Genomic DNA, 22,948 nt, shown 5'->3' with positions numbered 1-22,948 from the left:
CGTTTGTTTGATGCGGGTTTTGTGCTTGGGAATTTGGGGGATTTCAGGCCGCCATCGCCGGCAAGCCGGCTCCTACACAGATGATGATTTTGTAGGAGCCGGCTTGCCGGCGATGAGGCCAGTACAGGCTTCCTACCCTTTCAAAGGATCAGTGACGCTCGAGCGCATTCACCAGATCATGAAACGCTTCACGATTCGAATCATTCAGCCCCATGAGGATCTTGTGCGCTTCCAGCACTTTGATCCGCACCACTTCTTCCGACTGGTCCTGGTCAGGCAAGTCGGTCAGGCACTCAGGGCACGGGATCGGGCGGTCAACGATGTTGAACACCTGCTCGAAGCCCATGGACTGCAACAGACGTGTGATGTCTTCGTGGGTGGTGACGACGGTCGGCAGCAGGCCGACTTTCTGCCGCGACAGGATCGACAGTTTGGCCAACAGGCCAAGGGTGGTGCTGTCGATGCTGCGGGTTTCGGTCAGGTCGATCACGATCGCGTTGAAGTTCAACGCCGTGAAGATCCGCTCAATAGTCGCATCCAACGCCGAACACAGGGTCAGGCGAACTTCACCGACGAACTTCAAGACGAAGGTGCCGTCCTGCTCGGCGAACTGGATTCTACCGGTACTCATTAAAGATTCCTGCTCAACACCAACAGGGCGATATCATCCGGCATCTCCCCTAGCGTGGCCAATCCAAAAACCTGCCGCAGCCCATCCAGGGTGCCGCCCGCTGCCTTGACCCGCTGGGGCAAAGCCGCTTCTTTTTCTTTGAGTGTAGGTTCTGGCAAAAGGTCCAGAATGCCATCGGACATCAGCGTCAGGCTGAACGTCGGCGGCAGCTCCAGCACGTGATCTTCGTAGGTGGCTTCATTGAAGAGGCCCACCGGCAGACCACGCCCTTCCAGATATCGAACACTGTCTGGCGTGTACAACACAGGCAACGGTAAATGACCACCGATGCTATAGGTCAACAAACCTGTCTCCTCGTCGATGACTCCACCGACCATTGTGACGTGTTTACCCAGCTTACAACTGATCAGGCCCCGGTTGATATGACCAAGGACCTCTGAAGGCTTGAATTCCGGCAATGTGCCGTTGCGCTTGGATTCGAACAGCAAGCGCGTGGTCATGAATTTCAGCAGCACCGTAACGAAGGCTGAAGAAGCGCCATGACCGGAAACGTCCGCCAGGTAGAACGCTACCCGACGCTCGTCGACCCGAAAGTAGTCGACGAAATCACCCGACAGATACAGAGACGGGATGATCTGGTGTGCAAACTGGAACTCGTCGATGGTCCAGGGGCTGACCGGCAGCATGTTCATCTGCACCTGGCGACCGGCATTCTGGTCTTCCTGGAGCAGGTTCAGGCTGGCTTCGAGCTCGCGGTTGGCCTTTTCCAGCTTCTCACGGTAGCGCTGGTTTTCCAGCAGCAGACGCGCGCGATCCAGGGCCCGGCGCACAGAGTGCTCGAGCACAGCCAGATCTTCGAGAGGCTTGATCAGGTAATCCGCCGCGCCCAGGCGCAAGGCCTCGACCGCGTCGTTCATCACGCCGGCACCCGAAACCACAATCACTGGGGTTTGCGGTGACCGCTCGGTGACCTGGCGAATGAGTTCGAGTCCGCCCATCTGCGGCATGCGCAGATCGCAGATGACCAAGCCGGGCTTGTCTTGCTCGAATACCTGAAGACCCTGCTGGCCATTGCTGGCCTGCAAGACGCTGAAACCACTGTCTTCCAAATAGGCGGCGAGGCTCGCGCGCACTACTTCGTCATCATCGATTATCAGCAGCGTGGCACTGGTTTTTGGCATGTGGGCAAACGGCGCCAGAATTAGGTTGGCGTAGCAGGCTGGGCAATTGACCCCGCACACACTACTGGATTCGCTTTCTAGCCTCTCTGTTGCACCGCTTTCGGGCATCGACCCTACTGACAGGCACACCAGAGGTGCCCTTCTAAGGCGCAGACGGTACTCCCATCCGCGGGGCGTTTCAAGCTCACGCCGATGGTCGCTTGACGTCTTTACTTGTCAAATCACCGAGAGTTATAAGAACTGATAAAACCGTAACCCAATGGAAGGATGAAGCCCATGAGCCAAACCGAACGGGACTACAGCGAAAAGCGTGATTTCATCCGCATGCGAGTCGATGCCGATGTCGCGCTGATTCATGAAGGGGACGAAGTTGCAGCCGTCTGCATCGACCTTTCCAGCAGTGGCATGCAGGTTGAGGCTCCGCGTCGGTTCAAGGTCGGCGACCGGCTCAGCGTGCGGATCGACTCCGATCATGCGGCACTCAAAGGGCTCGAAGCCGACACTGAGGTGGTCCGGGTTAAAGAACAGGACGGCGCCAATCAAAAACTCGGCCTTACAATCTTGAAAATGAAATAACCCGGATCCAAAACCAAAAAAGGCGGCCAACAGGCCGCCTTCTTCGTTTTTACCGGTCTAGATCAAAAATCGTCTTCGACCTGACCGTCTTTGACTTTGAACTCGCGGTTCTGCAAGTACGCATTGCGGATGAAGGTGTACTTGTCGCCGCTGATCAGCTTCTCGGCCGACAGCAGACTGGCGCGGGTGTCGACGACGTTCAGGGCGAAGATCGAGTTACGCACCGGTACGTCGTGGATGTACGGGTACGGGCCGGTGTAGCCGTCGACAAATTTGGCGGGGGCATCACGCAGAGTGCTTGGGCCCAGCAACGGCAGCATCACGTACGGGCCGCTTCCTACACCCCAGTAGCCCAACGTCTGACCGAAGTCTTCGTCGCTGCGGTTCAAGCCCATCTTGGTGCCCACATCGAAGAAGCCCAACAGACCGAAGGTGGTGTTGAAGATCAGGCGAGCGGTGTCGACGCCGGCAGCGGCCGGCTTGGCCTGCAAGATGTTGTTGGCAAGGTTGGTGACATCACCGACGTTGCGGAACATGTTGTGGATGCCGTCTTCGAGAAATTGCGGGGTCACGAACTGATAACCCTGCGCCAGAGGCTTCAGCGCATAGGTGTCGAGCACGTCGTTGAACTTGTAGATCGGACGGTTGATGCTTTCCCAAGGGTCCTCTTCCGTGGCTGCCTGGGCAGCGAACGGAGCCAGCAACACACTGGCGCACACACACAGCTGAGCTAGATGATTGCTCCAGCGCATAGAAAAACTCCTTGGTTTGTACTGGCACGAGCATCTTGGCCCGGGCATTAAGCTGGCTAGTATAAGACGGAAAAGCCGCTTTAGGCAGCATCGTGCGTGATGGCCTACGGATGATTCGCCATGACTGTGAGCGATTCACATCCATGTCACTCAACTGTCACCGGCGGCGCATAGCCTTGACGCTATTTCAGGGATGTTGACATGCCGCACGCCGAAACCTTGCCCCTCGCCGCCCCTAGCCTGACCGCCGTCCTGTTTGGCCTCAGCGGTTGCCTGGTGGACTTCGGCGCCCGCACGCGCCAGCACGGCGACCATTGCGCCGAACATGCCGAAGTCACACCTGGCGCTCTGGACAGCCTGCACAGTTTGCAGCGCCAGCAGATTCCCTGTGCCTGGCTCGACGAACTTCCCCCCGCATTGAGCCTCTCGCTGGCCGCCGCCCTGCCCGACTGGGTCAAGCCGTCGCAACACCCCGCAACAATCAATCCGTGGCCCGCGCCGAATGCATGCTGGCAAGCCTTGATGGCGTTGAATGTCGGGCAACTGGATGGTTGCGTGCTGGTCAGCGGCGAACCGCGATTGCTGCAATCGGGCCTGAATGCCGGGTTGTGGACGATTGGCCTGGCGTCCTGCGGCTCGCTCTGCGGGCTGGCGCCCAGCGAATGGCAGGCCTTGAGCCAAAAGGAACGCGAACACCTGCGCGGCAAGGCCACCGTGCAATTGTTCGGCCTGGGCGTGCATTCGGTGATCGATCACCTCGGCGAACTCGACACCTGCCTGGCCGACATCAGCCTGCGTCGGCTCAAGGGTGAAAAGCCCTGATCGAGATCATGCAGGTTGCGCGCGAGTGGATTAATCTAAAGGTCAGCCATAGACCTTTGGCGCGCTGCCACGGTCTATGCCAGTGCCTATCGATAAAAGGAAGAACGCCATGCCTGCCCGCGAACTGCAACAACAGCTCAATGCCCTGCGCGAGCAATTGGAACAGAATCCTCCGCTGACCGAAGCAGAGCGCGCCGACCTGCATGCGCTGATGCAACAGATCGAACTTGAGCTTGAGCTCGAAACCAAAACCCAGGACTCCAGCCTCGCCGATGGCGTAAACCTGGCCGTCGAACGCTTTGAACTTGAACACCCCGCCATTGCCGGCACCTTGCGCAACATTGTGCAATCTCTGGTCAGCATGGGGATCTGAACCCGCCAGATACAAAAAAGCCCCGCTAGTGATAGCGGGGCTTTTTCATAGCCCGGATTTGCAATGCAACCCCCTGTAGGAGCGAGCCTGCTCGCGATGGAGGGTCAGTCGACATCGATGTATCTGACCCTCCATCGCGAGCAGGCTCGCTCCCACAAGTAATCTTTACTGGCGGACCAGGCGATGGTTCGGCAGTTGCACGTCTTCAGTGCTGCGATACGGGTTGATGTCCAACCCGCCGCGACGCACATACCGCGCGTACACCGTCAATTTCTCCGGTTTCAGCAAGCGTTGCAGGTCGAGGAAAATCCGCTCCACGCATTGCTCATGGAAGTCCGAGTGCTGACGGAAGCTCACGATGTACTCCAGCAGACTCGCGTGATCCAGCGCCGCGCCACGGTATTCCACCACCACGCTGCCCCAGTCCGGCTGACTGGTCACCGGGCAGTTGGATTTGAGCAAATGACTGTGCACGCTCTCCTCGACGATGCGCGAATCATCACAACGCAGCAGCTCCGGACGCGGATGCTCATAGTTGCTAACGCTGATGTCCAAGTCATCGATGCACACACCCGGCAACGCCACGACGCCTTCGGCTTCAACGTCTTTCAGGCGGCGAACCCGCACGCCGACCGACTTGCCTGCCGCAGCGGACAGGTCGTTCACCAGCGTCGCTTCAAGGCTTGCGATATCGGCAAACGGAGTCTGATTCAACGAGTTCAGATACAGCTTGAACGACTTGGATTCGATGATATTCGGCGAATCCGCCGGGATGCAGAATTCGCCGATCGCCACCACGGGTTTACCGGACGGCAACAGCCACGACAGCTCGAAGCAGTTCCAGAAATCCACGCCTTTATACGGCAGGGTTTCAGCCGTCAGCCCCAACTCGGCCCATTTCGCGGTGCGCGGGATCGGAAACAGCAAGGACGGCGTGTAAGTGGCGATGTATTCGCTGGATTTACCCAGCGGCGAGTGTTCGGCTGCGGGATGCATGGCGGAAACCTGACTGAAGAATCAGCGGATTCTACCAGCCTTTGCTTGCGCCTTAGAGTGCTTACTGACTGACTGTCAGTTTACCGACCATGCCAGCCTGATAGTGACCTGGAATATTGCAGGCAAATTCCAGGTTGGTGGCCTTGGTGAAGGTCCAGGTCAGTTCGGCGGTTTTACCCGGCTCGACCAGCACGCTATTGGGGTCATCGTGTTTCATACCATGATCCATTCCCGCCATCGCGCCGTGGTCCATTTCCTTCATCCCTGTAGGCGTAAGCATGCCGCTCTGCTGCATCTTCATCATTTCCTGCTGATGTTTTGCATGCATCGCCGCGTCACCGAGGTTGAATTCGTGCAGCAACTGGCCTTTATTCACCAGCACAAAGCGAACTGTCTCACCGGCCTTGATATCGATGGCCTTGGGGGTGAACGACATGTCGCCCATCACCACTTCAACGCTGCGGGTCGCCTTGGCAGCCGGGGCCGGCTGCCCGAAGTCGTAGGTGTGCGCCGGCGATGCCCACACCGGCGAACTCAGCACCAGCAGGCACGCAGCCAGCACCAGGGGTTTGCGCAAAAACATAGTCGTACTCCAACAAGATAAAGTTCAGCCTGTGGAAAACACTAAACTGCGGCCACTGCCCGTAACCTGACAGCCAGATTACAACTTTGTCAGGTTGACCTGCACAACCGCTGCCCACGGTATAAAGCGTTCGTTCCATTTGCCTCGAGTCGCCCATGAAACTGCTGATCGTCGAAGACCAACCGAAAACCGGCCATTACCTGCGTCAGGGCCTGACCGAAGCCGGGTTCAACACCGAACTGGTGGCCGACGGCGACACTGGCCAGCAATTGGCATTGAGCGGTGACTACGCGCTGTTGATCCTCGATGTGATGTTGCCCGGTCGCGACGGCTGGCAAATCCTCCAGGCAGTGCGCAGCGCAGGCCTCGACACGCCAGTCCTGTTTCTGACCGCGCGAGACGCGGTGGAAGACCGGGTTCACGGCCTCGAACTGGGCGCCGACGATTATCTGGTCAAGCCGTTCGCCTTCTCCGAACTGCTGGCCCGGGTTCGCAGCCTGTTGCGTCGCGGCAGCACCACGCCGCAGGAAACCAGCCTGCAACTGGCCGATTTGCGCCTGGACCTGATCCGCCGTCGCGTCGAACGCAGTGGCCAACGCATCGACCTGACCGCCAAGGAGTTCGCCCTGCTCGAAATGCTCCTGCGCCGTCAGGGCGAAGTGCTGCCCAAATCGCTGATCGCGTCCCAGGTCTGGGACATGAATTTCGACAGCGACACCAATGTCATCGAAGTCGCCATCCGCCGTTTACGCCTGAAAATCGACGACGAGTTTCCGAACAAATTGATCCATACCGTGCGCGGCATGGGTTATGTCCTCGAAGAGCGCCCGGCCTGATGCGCCGACTTTCATTGAGCAGCCGTCTGGCGCTGCTGTTTGCAGCTTGCACCGCCGTGGTTTCGTTGTTCGCGGGCGTGTTGTTCAGTCGAGCCAGCGAGGCGCACTTCGTTGAACTGGACCAGCAATTGCTGGACGGCAAGCTCATTGGTTTGCGCCGGGCGCTTCACGATCTTCAGTCCAGTGAAAGCGAAGTCAGACTGGCGGATGAATTGAACCGTCAGGCTGATTTGTCCCTGCGTATTTCCGGCAGCGATGGCAAGCGTTGGTACGACAGCGCCGCGAGCCTGCCCGATAAACTTCCGCAGAGGCCGGGTTTGTCGACCATGAACGACAACGGCACCGACTACCGCGTCCTCAATGCGCCGTTGTTTGTCGACAAACCTGACTCACCGCAATTGACCCTGCTGCTGGACATCACCCACCACCAGCACTTTCTGCAACGCATGCAGCACTTGATCTGGCTGACCGTCGGTTTGTCGGCCCTGGCGACTGCGCTGCTGGGTGCCTGGGCGGCGCGTAGCGGGCTGCGTCCGTTACGGCGCATGAGTGCAATCGCCAGTGGCGTTTCCGCACAGTCGCTGAACGCCCGACTGCCCGAAGAGAACATGCCGCCCGAACTTGCGGAAATGGCCCACAACTTCAATGCCATGCTCGGACGCCTCGACGACTCTTTTCAGCGGCTCTCGGCGTTTTCTGCCGACATCGCCCATGAACTGCGCACCCCCCTGTCAAATTTGCTGACCCACACCCAGGTCACCCTCACCCGCCCACGCCCCCTTGAGGATTACCGCGAAGCATTGCACAGCAACCTCGAAGAACTGCAATGGATGGCGCAACTGGTCAACGACATGTTGTACCTGGCCAAGGCTGATCACGGGTTGCTGATGCCCAAACGTGAACCCCTGGAATTGGCGGAAGAAGCGGATGTGTTGCTGGAGTTTTTTGCGCCATTGGCCGAAGACGCCCAGGTGACGTTGAGCCGTGAAGGCAACGCGCGCCTGGAGGGAGACCGGAGCATGTTGCGTCGGGCACTTTCGAATTTGCTGGATAACGCGCTGCGATTCACGCCGGCCGAAGGTGAGGTTCGGGTGCAGATTGCCGAGCGGCCAGAAGGTTTGCGCCTGACCGTTGAGAACAGTGGCGAAGGTATTGACGGGGCATTACTGCCGCGTTTGTTTGATCGCTTCTATCGCGCAGATCCGGCGCGACAGGAAGGCAGCAGTGAACATGCGGGGTTGGGTTTGGCGATTACCCAGTCGATCATTCGGGCCCATGGCGGGCAGATTCGTTGCGAATCGGAGAATGGGTGGACGCGGTTTGTGATTGAGTTACCGAAGGGGGATTGAGGCTAGCAGGTCCGGCCTCATCGCGAGCAGGCTCGCTCCCACATTAGTCCTGAGTCGCCTCGGTCAATTGTGGGAGCGAGCCTGCTCGCGATAGCGGTGTCAGGGCTTACGAATATCTCAGCGCGTGAGCCGGCTCGATCTTCGCCGCCCGCCACGCCGGGTAAACCGTGGCGAGGAAGCTCAACACAAACCCGGCCGAGCAAATCAACAGCACATCCCCACCCTGCAATTCCGAAGGCAGGTTGCTGACGAAATACACGTCAGAACTGAAGATGTGCTGCCCACTGACCCGCTCCACCCAGCCCACCAGCTCACTGACGTTCAGCGCGGCAATCACGCCGAGCACGCCACCGATCAAGGTGCCGACCACGCCAATCACCGTGCCCTGAACCATGAAGATCGCCATGATCTGCCGTGGCGTGGCACCGATGGTACGCAGGATCGCGATGTCCGCGCCCTTGTCGTTCACCACCATGATCAAGGTCGCGATGATGTTGAACGCTGCCACCGCAACGATCATCAGCAACAGCAGGCCGATCATGGTTTTTTCCATCTTCATCGCGCTGAACAGGCTGCCCTGGGTGTGAGTCCAGTCGTCAGCCTTGTACGCCGTGCCCAAGCCGCCAGCGATATCACTGGAGACCTTCGGCGCCGCGTACAAATCCTTCACCGCCAGACGCACGCTCTGCACCTGATTCGGTTCCCAATGCTGCATCTGCGCGGCATCTGCAACGTGGATCAGCGCCATGGAGCCGTCCAGTTCAGCGCCGACCTTGAACACGCCCACCACATTCAGCCGCTGCATGCGCGGGGTGATCCCGCCCGGTGCGGTGCTGACTTCCGGCACGATCAGGGTGATCTTGTCCCCGACATTCAAGCGGAAACGTCGTGCGGTGATCTCACCGACCACCACACCGAACTCGCCCGGTTTCAAGGCATCGAGACGCCCCTGGACGATGTGCTGGGCAACGATCGAGACCTTGCCTTCCAGCGCCGGGTCGACACCACTGACCTGAATCGGCTGCATCGTGCCTTTATAGGAAAGCATGCCTTCCATCTCGGTGAACGGCACGGCGGCGGTCACTTCCGGGTTTTTCATCGCGGCGTCGGCCACCGGCTGCCAATCGTCGATCGGGTTCACGCCGACGATGGTCGCGTGAGGCACCATGCCGAGGATGCGCGAGCTCATTTCGCGCTGGAAGCCGTTCATGACCGACAACACCACGATCATCGCCAGCACACCGAGGGCGAGGCCAATCATCGAGGTCATCGAGATGAACGAAACAAAGCGATTGCGGCGCTTGGCGCGGGTATAGCGCGTGCCGATAAAGATCGATAACGGTCTGAACATTCGCTGGGGCACCGTATAAAAACAAAAAAGACCCGATGTCTTTTCAGACATCGGGTTTCGGCCAATCAGATAGGCGTCAGGCAACCTTCCTGCAAATGCAGGACGCGATCCATCTGGCGAGCCAGGTTCATGTCGTGAGTCACCACCAGGAACGCCGTGCGCATCGAAGTGCTGAGTTCCAGCATCAAATCCTGAATGCCTTGGGCGGTGTGGGAGTCGAGGTTACCGGTCGGCTCGTCGAGCATCACCAGTCCTGGCTTGTTCACCAGCGCGCGGGCGATGGCCACGCGTTGACGTTCGCCACCGGACAATTCCGCCGGTTTGTGCTCCAGGCGATGGCCCAGCCCTACCCGCTCCAGCAACGCCGTCGCACGCTGACGCGCTTCCGGGATCGAAGTCTTGCCGATCAGCAGCGGCATGCAGACGTTTTCCAGCGCGGTGAATTCCGGCAGCAAATGGTGGAACTGGTACACGAAACCCAGCGACCGATTGCGCAACAGGCCGCGATTCTTCTCGCTGAGTGCCGACAGCTCTTCGCCGTCGAGCCAGACGCTGCCCTTGGTCGGCGTATCGAGACCGCCCAGCAGGTTGAGCAAAGTACTTTTGCCCGAACCCGAGGTGCCGACAATCGCCACGCGCTCACCCGGATGCAGCTCCAGTTGCAGACCGGCCAACACTTCTACCGATTCCGGGCCTTCCTCGTAGGATTTGCCCAGGTTGCGGCAGCTCAAGATTGCTTTATCACTCATGCCCGACTCACTCATAACGTAGCGCCTCCGCAGGCTGGGTGCGCGCGGCACGCCAGGCTGGATACAGGGTGGCGAGGAAACTCAGGACCAACGCGGCGGCGCAGACCATCAACACATCCTGGCTCTGCACTTGCGACGGCAGGTAATCGATGAAGTACACGTCGGCGTTGAGGAACTTGTGTCCGATCAGGCCTTCGAGCAGCGAGATCGCGGCGCTGACGTTCAGCGCGGCGAAGATCCCGACCACGGCGCCGATCAGCGTACCGACCACACCGATGACCGTGCCCTGCACCATGAAGATCGCCATGATCGAACCCGGCGTGGCGCCGAGGGTACGCAGAATGGCGATGTCGCCCTTCTTGTCGTTCACCACCATCACCAGCGTGGAAATGATGTTGAACGCGGCCACGGCAACGATCAGCAGCAACAGCAGACCGATCATGGCTTTTTCCATGCGGATCGCCTGATACAGATTGCCGTGGGTGCGGGTCCAGTCGCGGGCGTAGAAATGGTCTTCACCGAGCTGCTGGGCGATGTTCCACGCGGTGCGTGGCGCCTGGAACAGGTCGTCGAACTTCAGGCGGATGCCCTGCACCTGATCCGGTTTCCAGCGGTGCAGCTTCGCCAGATCCTGCAGATTGGTGACGCCCAGGTAACCGTCGATTTCACCGGCGCCGACATGGAAGATGCCGACCACGGTAAAGCGTTTCATGCGCGGGAACATGCCGGCCGGGGTCACGGTGACTTCCGGCGCCACAAAGGTCAGCTTGTCGCCGATGGCCGCGCCGAGCTTGGCGGCCGCCTTGTCGCCGATGACGATGCCGAAACTGCCGGGCGCGAGGTCGTCAAGTTTGCCCTGCAGCATGAACTTGTCAATGATCGACACCTGGCGTTCCAGCGCCGGGTCAATGGCATTGAGCAGCACCTTGGAGACCTTGCCGTTGTTGGTCAGCAACCCCTGCATCTGGGTAAACGGCGCCACGGCCGTCACTTGCGGGTTCTGCTTGACCTTGGCGGCAAGGCCCTGCCAGTCGCTGATCGGCTCACCGGACTCGATGGTCGCGTGGGGCACCATGCCCAACACGCGCGTGCGCATCTCATGATCGAAGCCGTTCATGACCGACAGCACGACGATCATCACGATCACGCCGAGGGCAAGACCGATGATCGAAGTCAGGGAAATGAACGACACAAAATGATTGCGACGCTTTGCACGGGTATAACGCGTGCCAATAAATACGAAGAGAGGTCTGAACATGTCGGGGCTTGTTCGGAGGGAAAAGGAACGTCCTTGTGGCGGGGGTCGATAACCAGCTTTACACTCAGACCACCGCCGCTACCATGGGTTCGCCATGTCGACATTAGATGAAGAAGATCGCCGCGAATACTACCGTATCGAGGACACGATCGCACTGGAAATTCGGCCCCTGTCCGCTCCCGAAGCCGCAGGCCAGGAAGTGTTGCAGGATGCTTCCCCACTCTTCAACCTGCTCAGCGAATTGCACCTGAGCGAATTCGAGTCGCAACACCTGCTGCGCCAGATCAGTGAACGCGACCGCCCCCTCGCGGCGTTCCTGAAATCCCAGAACAAACGCATCGATCTGCTCAGCCAGGTGATCGCCATCACCGTGCTTGGGCAGATCGGCGAGCCGCAGCCAGTGATCATCTCGGAAGGCGGCATCGACTTCCAGAATCCGACCGCTATCGCTGAAGGCACTCACTTGTCGGTGAAACTGGTGTTGATGCCACAAGCCCTCGGCCTGTTGCTTCGGGCGCGCGTCACCCATTGCGACCGCAAGGGCGGCGGCTTCGACATCGGCACCGAGTTCGAACGCCCGACCGATGCCCAGCGCCAACTGCTAGCCCGCTACATTCTGCAAAAGCAGGCCCAGGAACGACGCCTGGCCCGCGAAAACGAATCAGGCAATTAATTTAAGGAAGAACCGTGACCCTCATCTACGGCCATCGCGGCGCCAAGGGCGAAGCACCGGAAAACACGCTGAACAGCTTTCAGCAATGCCTCAAGCACGGCGTGCGCCGTTGCGAACTGGACCTGCACCTGTCCATGGACGGCGAGCTGATGGTCATCCACGACCCGACGCTCAAGCGCACCACCGACCGACGCGGCAAGGTGGTCGAGCACACGGCCGCCGAGCTGGTGACCTACGACGCGCGCAAGGGCGGACCGGGCTGGATCAAGCCGTGCCCTATTCCTACGCTGGAAGAGTTGTTCGAGAAATGCGATTTCGAACACTGGCAGCTGGAGGTCAAAAGCGCTTCACGCACTCGCGCCGCGACCACCGTCCTGGCGATTCGTGAAATGGCCGTGCGTCATGGCCTGCTCGACAAGGTGACCATCACCTCAAGCTCGCGCGAAGTACTGAAAGCCGCACTGGACCTGGTGCCGGACGTGTCCCGCGGATTGGTAGCCGAGTACGCCTGGCTCGACCCGTTGAAGGTCGCGGCAAGCTATGGCTGTGAGATCCTGGCGCTGAACTGGACCCTGTGCACGCCGGAGCGCCTGGAGAAGGCACAGCGACAGGGGTTGCATGTGTCGGTGTGGACAGTCAACGAGCCCGCGCTGATGCGCAGACTCGCCGACTTCGGCGTTGACAGCCTGATTACAGACTTTCCCGGTTTGGCCACCGCCACGCTCGAGAATTGCTGAAATCGGTCTCCCCGGCCGGCTCAGGCCACCGGCCGGAGCCGCTCAAAAAAGCCGGTTGAGGCCATCGTACGCCGCTACCCGATAGGCTTCGGCCATCGTCGGGTAGTTGAACGTGGTGTTGACGAAGTACTTCAGCGTATTCAGTTCGCCCGGCTGGTTCATGATCGCCTGACCGATGTGCACGATCTCCGACGCCTGATAACCGAAGCAGTGAACGCCCAGCACTTCCAGCGTTTCGCGGTGGAACAGGATCTTCAGCATGCCCTGAGGCTCGCCGGCGATCTGCGCACGCGCCATGCCCTTGAAGAACGCCTTGCCCACTTCGTACGGCACTTTGGCCTGAGTCAGCTCCTGCTCGTTCTTGCCGATCGAGCTGATCTCCGGAATGGTGTAGATGCCGGTCGGTACGTCGTTGACGAAGCGCCAGCTGCCGTTGTCGACGATGCTGCCAGCGGCCGAACGGCCCTGGTCGTGCGCGGCACTGGCCAGGCTCGGCCAGCCGATCACGTCACCGGCGCCGTAAATGTTCGGCACGCAGGTGCGGTAGGCTTCGTCGACTTCGATCTGGCCACGGCTGTTGACCTTGACGCCGATGTTTTCCAGACCCAGCTGATCGGTGTTGCCGGTACGACCGTTGCACCAGAGCAAGGCGTCGGCCTTGATCTTCTTGCCGGACTTGAGGTGCAGGATCACGCCGTTGTCCACGCCTTCGACGCGGTCGTAGTCTTCGTTGTGGCGAACCGTGATGTTGTTGTTGCTGAAGTGGTAGCTCAACGCCTGGGAGATTTCCGAGTCGAGGAAGCTCAACAACTGGCCGCGGTTGTCGACCAGCTCAACCAGTACGCCCAGACCACTGAAGATCGACGCGTATTCGCAACCGATCACGCCGGCGCCGTAAACGATGAGTTTGCGCGGGGTGTGGCCGAGGCTGAGGATGGTGTCGCTATCGTAGATACGCGGGTGATGGAAATCGATGTCCGCCGGACGATAAGGACGCGAGCCGGTGGCGATGATGATGTGCTTGGCCACCAGTTTTTCGACTACACCGTTGGCGCAGACCACTTCGATGGTTTGCTCGTCGGCGAAGCTGCCGGTGCCGAAGAACACGTCGACGCGGTTACGGGCGTAGTAGCCGGTGCGCGAAGCGACTTGTTTGGAAATAACTTTCTCGGCGCTTTTCAGCACGTCCGGGAACGAGAACCAGCGCGGCTCACCAATGGCCCGGAACATCGGGTTGGTGTTGAACTGCATGATCTGCCGGACGGAGTGACGCAGTGCCTTGGACGGGATGGTGCCCAGGTGGGTGCAGTTGCCGCCAACCTGGCGACGACTATCGACCATCGCCACCTTGCGCCCTGCTTTGGCGGCGTTCATTGCCGCGCCTTCTCCCGCCGGGCCGGAACCCAGCACCACCACGTCGTAGTTGTAGACAGCCATGCATACTCCTCAGAACAGGCCGCGGCGCTCTCGGCACCTGCGGCTAAATCACGCCGATCTGCGGCGTGAAGGAACAATTTGGGGCCAGTGCAGAACCCGGACACAGTCTATAGAAGCGTCAACGCCGCGCACATTAACCCTTGGTCGCGTCGTAGGCTACTTTTGCCTGCACTACAACGCCAGTTTTCAATGCGTGCATCACCGTAATCATTCGGTTTTACCGCCACTGAGACGCTCAAAAGCCTGATTGGTACGTATGACGAAACCTGTATCGGCACGAATCACAAAGAATGCACCTATGTTGTGGGTTTCGGCATAGTCCCACCCCCGTTCAGGACCGAGAATCAGCAACAGCGTCGATAGTCCATCGGCCATCAACGCTGAAGGATGAATGACCGTGACTGACGCCAGCGTGTGTGAGACCGGCGTACCGGTGTGAGCATCGAAGGTGTGGGAATAACGCCGCCCGTCCTGCAGAAAATAGTTGCGATAGTCGCCGGAAGTGGAAACGCCGTAGCCGTCGACCGCGATGATGCGTTCTGCAACTTGTTGATCGTCTCGGGGTTGTTCAAGCGCGATGCGCCACGGCGAGCCATCAAGTTTCTTGCCGGCAGCCTTGAGTTCGCCGGTGGCTTCGGCGAGGTAGTTGTGAATGCCCATCGCGTCGAGTTTTGCGGCAATCGTATCGACTGCGTAGCCGGCGGCGATGCTATTGAAGTCGACTTCGACGGCGGCGTCCTTGCACAACTGTTCGCCTTCGATGCGCAGATGCTGATAACCGACTCGCTGCCGCACCTCGGCAAGCGCTTGGGCATTGGGCACTTTTTCTTCACGCGCCCGGGGGCCGAACCCCCAGAGATTGAGCAGTGGCTCCACGGTCAGGTCGTAGGATCCTTCGCTTTGCTCTGACAGTTGTTCACCAACGCGGATCAATTTGAGGATGGACGCGGGCATTTTCTGACAGCGATTGGCGGGCAGATCGTTGAAGCGTTCGATGTCCGAATCGCTGCGATAGGTAGACATTTGCTTGTCGACCTCGGCGAGGATCTTCTCCACCTCGCTGCGCACTTGTGCGGGCGCGGGCAGATTGGCATGGCGCACGTATTTGATTGAATAAGTGCTTCCCATAGTCGGGCCGCCGACGCTTTCCATGGAATCGCCATTGCCGCAGCCAGCCAAAACACCAGCCAGCATCACAACCACCTTCCAACGTCCAGTTAACAAATCTTCATCTCCCAGTAAAAGCACGCCAGCCATTATGGGACACACGCGAAACGCTTTCTTACAAGATTTAAAAAGTGAGTATCCAGACATGTCCTCCACGACCGGCAAAGGCAAAGCGATTTTTCGCGTTGTCAGCGGCAACTTTCTCGAGATGTTCGATTTCATGGTCTACGGCTTTTATGCCACAGCCATCGCCAAAACCTTCTTCCCCGCCGACAGCGCTTTCGCTTCCCTGATGCTGTCGCTGGCCACTTTCGGTGCCGGCTTCCTGATGCGCCCGTTGGGGGCGATTTTCCTCGGCGCCTACATCGACCGTCATGGCCGCCGCAAAGGCTTGATCATCACCCTCGCGATGATGGCGGCCGGCACGGTGCTGATTGCCTGCGTGCCGGGTTACGCCACGCTGGGCGTGGCCGCGCCGCTGATCGTGCTGTTCGGCCGACTGCTGCAAGGTTTCTCTGCCGGCGTGGAACTGGGCGGTGTGTCGGTCTATCTCGCGGAGATTTCCACACCGGGGCGCAAAGGGTTCTTCGTCAGTTGGCAGTCTGCCAGTCAGCAAGCGGCGGTGGTGTTTGCCGGCCTGCTGGGGGTGGGTTTGAACCACTGGCTCAGCCCGGAAGAAATGGGTGAATGGGGGTGGCGCGTGCCGTTCCTGATCGGCTGCATGATCGTGCCGGTGATCTTCGTGATTCGCCGTTCGCTGGAAGAAACGCCTGAGTTCCAGGCACGAAAACACCGCCCTACCCTGCGGGAAATCGTCCACTCGATCGGTCAGAACTTTGGCATTGTCATCGCCGGCATGGCGTTGGTGGTGATGACCACGGTGTCGTTCTACCTGATCACCGCCTACACCCCGACCTTCGGCAAGGCCGAACTGCACCTGTCGGATCTGGATGCGTTGCTGGTGACGGTCTGTATCGGCCTGTCGAACTTTTTCTGGCTGCCGGTGATGGGTGCTGTGTCCGACAGGATCGGGCGAAAACCCCTGCTTCTCGCGGCGACCATTCTGGCGATTCTCACCGCCTACCCTGCCCTGTCGTGGCTGGTGGCGAACCCGAGCTTCAGCCATTTGCTGATCGTCGAGTTGTGGTTGTCGTTCCTGTATGGCTCGTACAACGGCGCCATGGTCGTGGCGCTGACCGAGATCATGCCGGTGGAAGTTCGTACGACCGGCTTCTCGTTGGCCTACAGCCTGGCGACGGCAACCTTCGGCGGGTTTACGCCGGCAGCCTGTACGTACCTGATTCATGTGCTGGATAACAAGGCTGCGCCGGGGATCTGGCTCAGCGGCGCGGCAGTGCTGGGGTTGATTGCGACGCTGGTGTTGTTCCGTGGTAACCGGCATGAGTTGCGGACGGCGCAGGCGGCGGTGGTTGGCGGCGCCTGACAGACCGCTTTCGCGGGCAAGCCTCGCTCCTACATTGGATCTGTGTCGTTCACAAGTCCCCTGTGGGAGCTAGCCTGCTAGCGATGAGGCCCGACCTGGCGACACGGCTCAAAAGCCTGCACAAACAAAAACGCCCCGACCAAAGTCGGGGCGTTTTCATGTGCAGCTAAGGCTTAGCGCGGGAATGCTGGCGGGTTTACACCAGCCATGTCTTCCATCACGCGAACCACCTGGCAGCTGTAACCGAATTCGTTGTCGTACCAAACGTACAGAACAACGCGGTTGTCTTGGGTGATGGTTGCTTCAGCGTCCACAACGCCAGCGTGGCGCGAGCCAACGAAGTCGGTGGAAACCACTTCCTGCGAATTGACGAAGTCGATTTGCTTGTGCAGATCGGAGTGCAGCGCCATGTAGCGCAGGTACTCGTTCATCTCTTCACGGGTGGCGGCTTTCTCAAGGTTCAGGTTGAGAATGGCCATCGACACGTTTGGCGTCGGAACACGGATCGCGTTACCGGTCAGCTTGCCAGCCAGCTCAGGCAAAGCCTTGGCAGCAGCGGTGGCAGCACCGGTCTCGGTGATCACCATGTTCAACGCGGCGCTACGGCCACGGCGATCGCCCTTGTGGAAGTTGTCGATCAGGTTCTGGTCGTTGGTGTACGAGTGAACCGTTTCAACGTGACCATTGACGATGCCGAACTTGTCGTTGACAGCCTTCAGCACCGGCACGATGGCGTTGGTGGTGCAGGAAGCAGCCGAAACGATCTTGTCGTCAGCGGTGATTTCGCCGTGGTTGATGCCGTGAACGATGTTCTTCAGCTTGCCTTTGCCAGGCGCGGTCAGAACAACGCGGTCGATACCCGGGCACGCCAGGTGCTGACCCAGGCCATCGGCGTCACGCCATACACCGGTGTTGTCCACCAGCAGCGCGTCTTTGATGCCGTACTGGGTGTAATCCACTTCAGTCGGGTTCTTCGCGTAGATAACCTGGATCAGGTTACCGTTGGCGGTGATGGTGTTGTTTTCTTCATCGATGGTGATGGTGCCGTTGAACGAACCATGTACCGAATCGCGGCGCAGCAGGCTGGCGCGCTTGGTCAGGTCGTTCTCGGCGCCCTTGCGCACCACGATGGCACGCAGACGCAGGCCGTCGCCGCCACCGGTTTTTTCGATCAGGATGCGCGCCAGCAGACGGCCGATACGACCGAAGCCGTACAGCACAACGTCGGTGCCTTTGCGAGCGGAGGCGTTTTGCTGGCCAACCACTTCAGCCATTTCTTCACGGACGAACTGCTCGGCAGTACGGCCATTGCCTTCGACGCGGAATTTGTACGCCAACTTGCCCAAATCTACCGAAGCCGCGCCGAGCTTGAGCTCGCTCATGGCTTTCAGCAGAGGGAATGTTTCGTGGACGGAGAGTTCGCTATCGTCGGAAGAACGATGGCGAGCAAAGCGGTGAGCTTTGAGAATCGCGATGACAGACTGGTTGATCAGGCTGCGGCCATAGATCGAGCTCACCACGTTGTTATTGCGGTAGAGCTGACCGATAAGCGGAATCATCGCTTCTGCGAGTGCTTCACGGTCGATCCATTCACCAAGACACTGGTCGGGCTTCTGAGTCACGGGAACCTTCCACATGTAGGGGCAGAAAAAAGGGGCTACATTATGCCGCCGAGTGTCTCTCGTAGCAATGCGCGCCTGTCGTGCGATCCGTAACAATTTCTTCTTCAAAAAAATTACGCACCGCCGAAGCCCAGTAAAACCGCGGCTTTCAGCGAAGTCAATTTTTTGAGACATCGCCGCCTTATCCGTAACCCTCCGTAACACTCAGTCGTTTTGCCACTACATAATCAGTAATTTTCAGCAAAAAACCGGCGTTTTTTGTCTTTACCACTACATTTCGCCAAACCTGCGTAATAGACACAGTCAGCAACTGACAGGCGGCACCCGGGGCCGCTACAATTACCGACTTTGTCGCAACGCTTGGAGCTCAACCTTCCGTGCCCGTTCTGCGTCTACCGCTTCTCCCTGCCGCGGCAGGTAAACAGCACTGGGGCAACCTGCCCGGTGCCGCCCTGAGCCTGGCCATTGCCGAGGCTGCCAGCGCTGCCAAGCGCTTTACCCTGCTACTGACCGCCGACAGCCAAAGTGCCGAGCGGCTGGAGCAGGAGCTGGGTTTCTTCGCCCCGGATTTGCCGGTGCTGCATTTCCCTGACTGGGAAACCCTGCCCTACGATCTGTTTTCGCCACACCAGGACATCATTTCCCAGCGCATCGCTGCTCTATATAGATTGCCGGAGTTGAGCCATGGCGTGCTGGTGGTGCCGATCACCACGGCCCTGCATCGCCTGGCGCCGACCAAATTCCTGCTCGGCAGCAGCCTGGTGCTGGACGTTGGCCAGAAGCTCGACGTCGAGCAAATGCGCACCCGGCTTGAGGCCAGCGGTTATCGCTACGTCGACACGGTGTACGAGCACGGCGAATTCACCGTCCGCGGCTCGCTGATCGATCTGTTCCCGATGGGCAGCAAACTGCCCTTCCGGATTGACCTGTTCGATGACGAAATCGAGACGCTGCGCACCTTCGATCCGGAAAACCAGCGCTCCATCGATAAAGTCGACACCGTCCGCTTGCTGCCCGCACGGGAATTCCCGCTGCAGAAAGATGCGGTCACCCGTTTCAAGGCACGCTTCCGTGAGCGCTTCGATGTCGATTTCCGCCGTTGCCCGATCTTTCAGGACTTAAGCAGCGGGATTACACCGGCGGGTATCGAGTACTACCTGCCGCTGTTCTTCGACGAAACCTCGACCCTGTTCGATTACCTGCCCCAGGACACCCAGGTGTTTTCCCTGCCGGGCATCGAGCAGGCGGCGGAAAATTTCTGGAACGACGTGCGCAATCGTTATGAAGAGCGCCGTGTCGATCCGTCCCGTCCTTTATTACCGCCAGCCGAATTGTTCCTGCCGGTGGAGGACTGCTTCGCACGCCTGAAGAACTGGCCGCGCGTCGTCGCCAGTCAACAGGACGTTGAAACCGGTGTCGGCCGCGAGCGCTTCCCGGCGCGAGAACTGCCGAACCTGGCCATCGAAGCCAAAGCCACTCAACCGCTGGCCGCGCTGGCCGGTTTCCTCGACGAGTTCCCTGGTCGCGTGCTGTTCACCGCCGAATCTGCGGGCCGTCGTGAAGTGCTGCTGGAACTGCTGGAACGCCTGAAGCTGCGACCGAAAACCGTCGACAGCTGGCCCGACTTTGTCGCGAGCAAGGAGCGCTTGGCGATCACCATCGCACCGCTCGACGAAGGCTTGGTGCTCGACGATCCGGCCCTGGCACTGGTCGCCGAAAGTCCGTTGTTCGGTCAGCGCGTGATGCAGCGCCGTCGCCGTGAAAAACGCGCCGACGCCAACAACGACGCCGTGATCAAAAACCTCACCGAACTGCGCGAAGGCGCCCCGGTGGTGCACATCGATCACGGCGTTGGCCGCTATCTGGGCCTGGCGACGCTGGAGATCGACGATCAAGCCGCCGAGTTCCTGACCCTGCAATACGCAGAAGGCGCCAAACTGTACGTGCCGGTGGCCAACCTGCACCTGATCGCCCGCTACACCGGCAGCGACGATGCCCTGGCCCCATTGCACCGTCTCGGCTCGGAAACCTGGCAGAAAGCCAAACGCAAAGCCGCCGAACAGGTGCGCGATGTGGCGGCGGAATTGCTCGACATCTATGCCCGCCGCGCTGCTCGCGAAGGTTATGCCTTCGAAGATCCGAAAGCCGATTACGCCACTTTCAGCGCCGGGTTCCCGTTCGAAGAAACCCCGGACCAGCAAACCACCATCGAAGCCGTGCGCGCCGACATGCTCGCACCGAAGCCGATGGACCGGCTGGTCTGCGGCGATGTCGGTTTCGGCAAGACCGAAGTGGCGATGCGCGCAGCGTTCATTGCGGTGCACGGCGGTCGTCAGGTGGCGATCCTGGTGCCGACCACCCTGCTCGCCCAACAGCACTACAACAGTTTCCGCGACCGCTTCGCCGACTGGCCGGTGACGGTGGAAGTGATGAGCCGCTTCAAGTCGGCCAAGGAAGTGAATGCCGCTGTCGCCGACCTTGCCGAAGGCAAGATCGACATCGTCATCGGCACGCACAAGCTGCTGCAAGACGACGTGAAAATCAAAAACCTCGGGCTGGTGATCATCGACGAAGAACACCGTTTCGGTGTCCGTCAGAAAGAACAGCTCAAGGCCCTGCGCAGTGAAGTCGACATCCTCACGCTGACCGCCACGCCGATTCCGCGCACGCTGAACATGGCAGTGTCCGGCATGCGTGACCTGTCGATCATCGCCACACCGCCGGCCCGTCGCCTGTCGGTGCGGACGTTCGTCATGGAGCAGAACAAGAGCACGGTCAAAGAGGCGCTGCTGCGGGAGCTGCTGCGTGGCGGACAGGTCTACTACCTGCACAACGATGTGAAGACCATCGAGAAATGCGCCGCTGACCTCGCCGAACTGGTGCCGGAAGCGCGGATCGGCATCGGCCACGGGCAGATGCGCGAGCGCGAACTCGAGCAGGTGATGAGCGACTTCTACCACAAGCGCTTCAACGTGCTGATCGCCTCGACCATCATCGAGACCGGCATCGACGTGCCGAGCGCCAACACCATCATCATCGAGCGCGCCGACAAATTCGGCCTGGCGCAGTTGCACCAGTTGCGTGGCCGCGTCGGTCGCAGTCACCACCAGGCCTATGCTTATCTGCTGACACCGCCGCGCCAGCAAATCACCCCGGATGCAGAAAAGCGCCTGGAAGCGATCGCCAATACCCAGGACCTCGGTGCGGGCTTCGTGCTCGCCACCAACGACCTGGAAATCCGTGGCGCCGGTGAACTGTTGGGCGACGGCCAGAGCGGACAGATTCAGGCGGTCGGCTTCACCCTGTACATGGAGATGCTCGAGCGTGCGGTGAAGTCGATCCGCAAGGGCGAACAACCGAATCTCGATCAGCCGTTGGGCGGTGGCCCGGAAGTCAATTTGCGTGTTCCGGCGCTGATTCCCGAAGACTATCTGCCGGATGTCCACGCACGGCTGATTCTCTACAAACGCATTGCCTCGGCCACCGATGAGGATGGTCTCAAGGACCTGCAAGTGGAGATGATCGACCGTTTCGGCCTGCTGCCGGAGCCGACCAAGAACCTGATGCGCATCACGGGGCTGAAGCTGCAAGCCGAAGTGCTGGGCATCAAGAAAGTCGACGGCGGCCCGCAAGGCGGCCGGATCGAGTTCGCGGCGCAGACACCGGTCGATCCGCTGACCCTGATCAAACTGATTCAGGGCCAGCCTAAACGCTACAAATTCGAAGGGGCCACGATGTTTAAATTCATGGTCCCGATGGAGCGCCCGGAAGAGCGCTTTAATACTGTAGAGGCATTGCTTGAATGCCTCATTCCGAAAAACTGCTTGAAGGACGCCGCATGCGCCTGTTTCGTTTACTGACTTTGCTGACCACCCTGGTCGCTCCAACGGCGTTTGCCGATGACCTGTATCAGATCGAAATGATTCTGGTCCGGCAAAACGCCGTGCCCGCCATCGTCAGCCGCGCCGCGCCGGAAGACTGGGCCGCCGGCGCCCAGCAAATCCGCCCCGAGAGCCTGCGTACGCCGAGCCTGAATGGCGAAGTGGAAAAACTCACCGCCAGCAATGAATACACGGTGTTGCTGCACAAGGCCTGGCAGCAAAATCTCGGCGAAGAAGCCAGCAAAGTTGCGGTCAGCGACGGCAAGGAACAGTTCGGCCAATTCCCGATCGAGGGCACGCTGAACCTGAAACTGGGGCGTTTTACCGACGTTGACGCCGACTTCTGGGTCAACCAGATCGACGCCAACGGCATGGTGACCGCCAGCGAACGCCTCAAACAAGAAAGCCACACCAAGAACGGCCAGCTGAACTTCCTCGACAACGGTCACCTCGGCCTGCTGATCAAGATCACCTCGCTCACCGCCCCTGCGCCTCGGCCAGTCCCCGAACAAATTCCGGACTGATTGAAG

At 59.6% G+C, this 22,948-nt stretch carries 21 protein-coding genes; 10 read left to right on the top strand and 11 right to left on the bottom strand.

Annotated features, from left to right (window positions below; all coding sequences use genetic code 11):
* Positions 1 to 148: 148 nt before the first annotated feature.
* On the bottom strand, positions 149 to 631 hold the full coding sequence (gene rssC, locus K5R88_RS00245; RefSeq protein ID WP_007935262.1) for an anti-sigma factor antagonist RssC: 483 nt from the start codon (positions 629 to 631) through the stop codon (positions 149 to 151).
* Positions 631 to 1,812 (bottom strand): two-component system response regulator RssB, encoded by a 1,182-nt coding sequence (gene rssB, locus K5R88_RS00240; protein WP_032828718.1) that lies wholly within the window; start codon positions 1,810 to 1,812, stop codon positions 631 to 633. Before rssB ends, rssC begins: the two co-directional genes overlap by 1 nt.
* Before the next feature lie 276 nt (positions 1,813 to 2,088).
* On the opposite strand from rssB, the gene K5R88_RS00235 reads away from it, so the two are divergent.
* Entirely contained in the window at positions 2,089 to 2,388 is a 300-nt protein-coding gene (locus tag K5R88_RS00235; RefSeq protein WP_223434799.1) for a PilZ domain-containing protein, read from the top strand.
* Between the two features lie 62 nt (positions 2,389 to 2,450).
* On the opposite strand, the gene K5R88_RS00230 is transcribed toward K5R88_RS00235, so the two are convergent.
* Positions 2,451 to 3,140 carry an MlaA family lipoprotein gene (locus K5R88_RS00230; RefSeq protein ID WP_223452210.1) on the bottom strand — a complete coding sequence of 230 codons (690 nt, stop codon included), beginning with the start codon at positions 3,138 to 3,140 and terminating at the stop codon, positions 2,451 to 2,453.
* A 201-nt stretch (positions 3,141 to 3,341) separates the two neighbouring features.
* Here K5R88_RS00230 and K5R88_RS00225 point away from each other — a divergent pair, with 201 nt between their 5' ends.
* Positions 3,342 to 3,962, top strand: coding sequence for a hypothetical protein (locus K5R88_RS00225; protein WP_008037697.1), 621 nt, complete (start codon positions 3,342 to 3,344; stop codon positions 3,960 to 3,962).
* A gap of 109 nt (positions 3,963 to 4,071) precedes the next feature.
* A complete protein-coding gene (locus K5R88_RS00220) occupies positions 4,072 to 4,335 on the top strand; it encodes a DUF4404 family protein (RefSeq protein WP_008028435.1) in 264 nt (87 codons plus the stop codon).
* 165 nt (positions 4,336 to 4,500) lie between these two features.
* Here K5R88_RS00220 and queF read toward each other — a convergent pair whose 3' ends face one another.
* Together queF and copI are read right to left on the bottom strand one after the other, a co-directional pair.
* Positions 4,501 to 5,331 carry an NADPH-dependent 7-cyano-7-deazaguanine reductase QueF gene (gene queF, locus K5R88_RS00215; protein ID WP_223452206.1) on the bottom strand — a complete coding sequence of 277 codons (831 nt, stop codon included), beginning with the start codon at positions 5,329 to 5,331 and terminating at the stop codon, positions 4,501 to 4,503.
* 61 nt (positions 5,332 to 5,392) lie between these two features.
* A complete protein-coding gene (gene copI / locus K5R88_RS00210) occupies positions 5,393 to 5,914 on the bottom strand; it encodes a copper-resistant cuproprotein CopI (RefSeq protein ID WP_223452202.1) in 522 nt (173 codons plus the stop codon).
* Between the two features lie 155 nt (positions 5,915 to 6,069).
* Between copI and K5R88_RS00205 the strand changes: the two genes are divergently transcribed.
* The gene (locus K5R88_RS00205; RefSeq protein WP_008028443.1) at positions 6,070 to 6,750 is read left to right on the top strand and encodes a heavy metal response regulator transcription factor; all 681 of its coding nucleotides are present in this window, start codon (positions 6,070 to 6,072) and stop codon (positions 6,748 to 6,750) included.
* Entirely contained in the window at positions 6,750 to 8,099 is a 1,350-nt protein-coding gene (locus K5R88_RS00200; protein WP_226298907.1) for a heavy metal sensor histidine kinase, read from the top strand. The genes K5R88_RS00205 and K5R88_RS00200 overlap by 1 nt, the downstream gene beginning before the upstream one ends.
* A 106-nt stretch (positions 8,100 to 8,205) precedes the next feature.
* On the opposite strand, the gene K5R88_RS00195 is transcribed toward K5R88_RS00200, so the two are convergent.
* From K5R88_RS00195 to K5R88_RS00185, 3 genes are all read right to left on the bottom strand, one after another.
* A complete protein-coding gene (locus tag K5R88_RS00195; RefSeq protein ID WP_226298906.1) occupies positions 8,206 to 9,450 on the bottom strand; it encodes a lipoprotein-releasing ABC transporter permease subunit in 1,245 nt (414 codons plus the stop codon).
* A gap of 65 nt (positions 9,451 to 9,515) precedes the next feature.
* Entirely contained in the window at positions 9,516 to 10,199 is a 684-nt protein-coding gene (gene lolD, locus K5R88_RS00190) for a lipoprotein-releasing ABC transporter ATP-binding protein LolD (RefSeq protein WP_226298905.1), read from the bottom strand.
* A gap of 7 nt (positions 10,200 to 10,206) precedes the next feature.
* Positions 10,207 to 11,457, bottom strand: a complete 1,251-nt coding sequence (locus K5R88_RS00185; protein WP_223434359.1) for a lipoprotein-releasing ABC transporter permease subunit — start codon at positions 11,455 to 11,457, stop codon at positions 10,207 to 10,209.
* A gap of 94 nt (positions 11,458 to 11,551) precedes the next feature.
* Between K5R88_RS00185 and K5R88_RS00180 the strand changes: the two genes are divergently transcribed.
* Positions 11,552 to 12,130, top strand: coding sequence for a PilZ domain-containing protein (locus K5R88_RS00180; protein WP_226298904.1), 579 nt, complete (start codon positions 11,552 to 11,554; stop codon positions 12,128 to 12,130).
* Between the two features lie 14 nt (positions 12,131 to 12,144).
* Positions 12,145 to 12,867 (top strand): glycerophosphodiester phosphodiesterase, encoded by a 723-nt coding sequence (locus K5R88_RS00175; protein WP_008028453.1) that lies wholly within the window; start codon positions 12,145 to 12,147, stop codon positions 12,865 to 12,867.
* A 42-nt stretch (positions 12,868 to 12,909) separates the two neighbouring features.
* Here the strand turns inward: K5R88_RS00175 and sthA are convergent, their stop codons facing one another.
* Both sthA and K5R88_RS00165 read right to left on the bottom strand, forming a co-directional pair.
* A complete protein-coding gene (gene sthA, locus K5R88_RS00170) occupies positions 12,910 to 14,304 on the bottom strand; it encodes a Si-specific NAD(P)(+) transhydrogenase (RefSeq protein WP_008028455.1) in 1,395 nt (464 codons plus the stop codon).
* Between the two features lie 207 nt (positions 14,305 to 14,511).
* Positions 14,512 to 15,498, bottom strand: coding sequence for an FAD:protein FMN transferase (locus K5R88_RS00165; RefSeq protein ID WP_008037702.1), 987 nt, complete (start codon positions 15,496 to 15,498; stop codon positions 14,512 to 14,514).
* Positions 15,499 to 15,616: 118 nt separating this feature from the next.
* Here K5R88_RS00165 and K5R88_RS00160 point away from each other — a divergent pair, with 118 nt between their 5' ends.
* On the top strand, positions 15,617 to 16,915 hold the full coding sequence (locus K5R88_RS00160) for an MFS transporter (RefSeq protein ID WP_008028459.1): 1,299 nt from the start codon (positions 15,617 to 15,619) through the stop codon (positions 16,913 to 16,915).
* A 173-nt stretch (positions 16,916 to 17,088) separates the two neighbouring features.
* Here K5R88_RS00160 and K5R88_RS00155 read toward each other — a convergent pair whose 3' ends face one another.
* Positions 17,089 to 18,552, bottom strand: coding sequence for a glyceraldehyde-3-phosphate dehydrogenase (locus K5R88_RS00155; protein ID WP_008028461.1), 1,464 nt, complete (start codon positions 18,550 to 18,552; stop codon positions 17,089 to 17,091).
* A 362-nt stretch (positions 18,553 to 18,914) separates the two neighbouring features.
* Here K5R88_RS00155 and mfd point away from each other — a divergent pair, with 362 nt between their 5' ends.
* Complete coding sequence (gene mfd, locus K5R88_RS00150) at positions 18,915 to 22,397, top strand: transcription-repair coupling factor (RefSeq protein ID WP_226298903.1); 3,483 nt, start codon at positions 18,915 to 18,917, stop codon at positions 22,395 to 22,397.
* Entirely contained in the window at positions 22,376 to 22,942 is a 567-nt protein-coding gene (locus tag K5R88_RS00145) for a CsiV family protein (protein ID WP_008028464.1), read from the top strand. Before mfd ends, K5R88_RS00145 begins: the two co-directional genes overlap by 22 nt.
* The last annotated feature ends 6 nt before the right edge of the window (positions 22,943 to 22,948 follow it).

It is taken from the genome of Pseudomonas sp. MM213 (assembly GCF_020423045.1).
Taxonomy (GTDB): domain Bacteria; phylum Pseudomonadota; class Gammaproteobacteria; order Pseudomonadales; family Pseudomonadaceae; genus Aquipseudomonas; species Aquipseudomonas migulae.
This window is presented reverse-complemented; position numbering and strand designations above follow the sequence as displayed.

Bases quoted from the DNA above. Each gene is read 5' to 3' on its own strand.
- rssC (WP_007935262.1), bottom strand. From the start codon at position 631: ATGAGTACCGGTAGAATCCAGTTCGCCGAGCAGGACGGCACCTTCGTC.
- rssB (WP_032828718.1), bottom strand. From the start codon at position 1,812: ATGCCAAAAACCAGTGCCACGCTGCTGATAATCGATGATGACGAAGTA.
- K5R88_RS00235 (WP_223434799.1), top strand. From the start codon at position 2,089: ATGAGCCAAACCGAACGGGACTACAGCGAAAAGCGTGATTTCATCCGC.
- K5R88_RS00230 (WP_223452210.1), bottom strand. From the start codon at position 3,140: ATGCGCTGGAGCAATCATCTAGCTCAGCTGTGTGTGTGCGCCAGTGTG.
- K5R88_RS00225 (WP_008037697.1), top strand. From the start codon at position 3,342: ATGCCGCACGCCGAAACCTTGCCCCTCGCCGCCCCTAGCCTGACCGCC.
- K5R88_RS00220 (WP_008028435.1), top strand. From the start codon at position 4,072: ATGCCTGCCCGCGAACTGCAACAACAGCTCAATGCCCTGCGCGAGCAA.
- queF (WP_223452206.1), bottom strand. From the start codon at position 5,331: ATGCATCCCGCAGCCGAACACTCGCCGCTGGGTAAATCCAGCGAATAC.
- copI (WP_223452202.1), bottom strand. From the start codon at position 5,914: ATGTTTTTGCGCAAACCCCTGGTGCTGGCTGCGTGCCTGCTGGTGCTG.
- K5R88_RS00205 (WP_008028443.1), top strand. From the start codon at position 6,070: ATGAAACTGCTGATCGTCGAAGACCAACCGAAAACCGGCCATTACCTG.
- K5R88_RS00200 (WP_226298907.1), top strand. From the start codon at position 6,750: ATGCGCCGACTTTCATTGAGCAGCCGTCTGGCGCTGCTGTTTGCAGCT.
- K5R88_RS00195 (WP_226298906.1), bottom strand. From the start codon at position 9,450: ATGTTCAGACCGTTATCGATCTTTATCGGCACGCGCTATACCCGCGCC.
- lolD (WP_226298905.1), bottom strand. From the start codon at position 10,199: ATGAGTGATAAAGCAATCTTGAGCTGCCGCAACCTGGGCAAATCCTAC.
- K5R88_RS00185 (WP_223434359.1), bottom strand. From the start codon at position 11,457: ATGTTCAGACCTCTCTTCGTATTTATTGGCACGCGTTATACCCGTGCA.
- K5R88_RS00180 (WP_226298904.1), top strand. From the start codon at position 11,552: ATGTCGACATTAGATGAAGAAGATCGCCGCGAATACTACCGTATCGAG.
- sthA (WP_008028455.1), bottom strand. From the start codon at position 14,304: ATGGCTGTCTACAACTACGACGTGGTGGTGCTGGGTTCCGGCCCGGCG.
- K5R88_RS00165 (WP_008037702.1), bottom strand. From the start codon at position 15,498: ATGCTGGCTGGTGTTTTGGCTGGCTGCGGCAATGGCGATTCCATGGAA.
- K5R88_RS00160 (WP_008028459.1), top strand. From the start codon at position 15,617: ATGTCCTCCACGACCGGCAAAGGCAAAGCGATTTTTCGCGTTGTCAGC.
- K5R88_RS00155 (WP_008028461.1), bottom strand. From the start codon at position 18,552: ATGTGGAAGGTTCCCGTGACTCAGAAGCCCGACCAGTGTCTTGGTGAA.
- K5R88_RS00145 (WP_008028464.1), top strand. From the start codon at position 22,376: ATGCGCCTGTTTCGTTTACTGACTTTGCTGACCACCCTGGTCGCTCCA.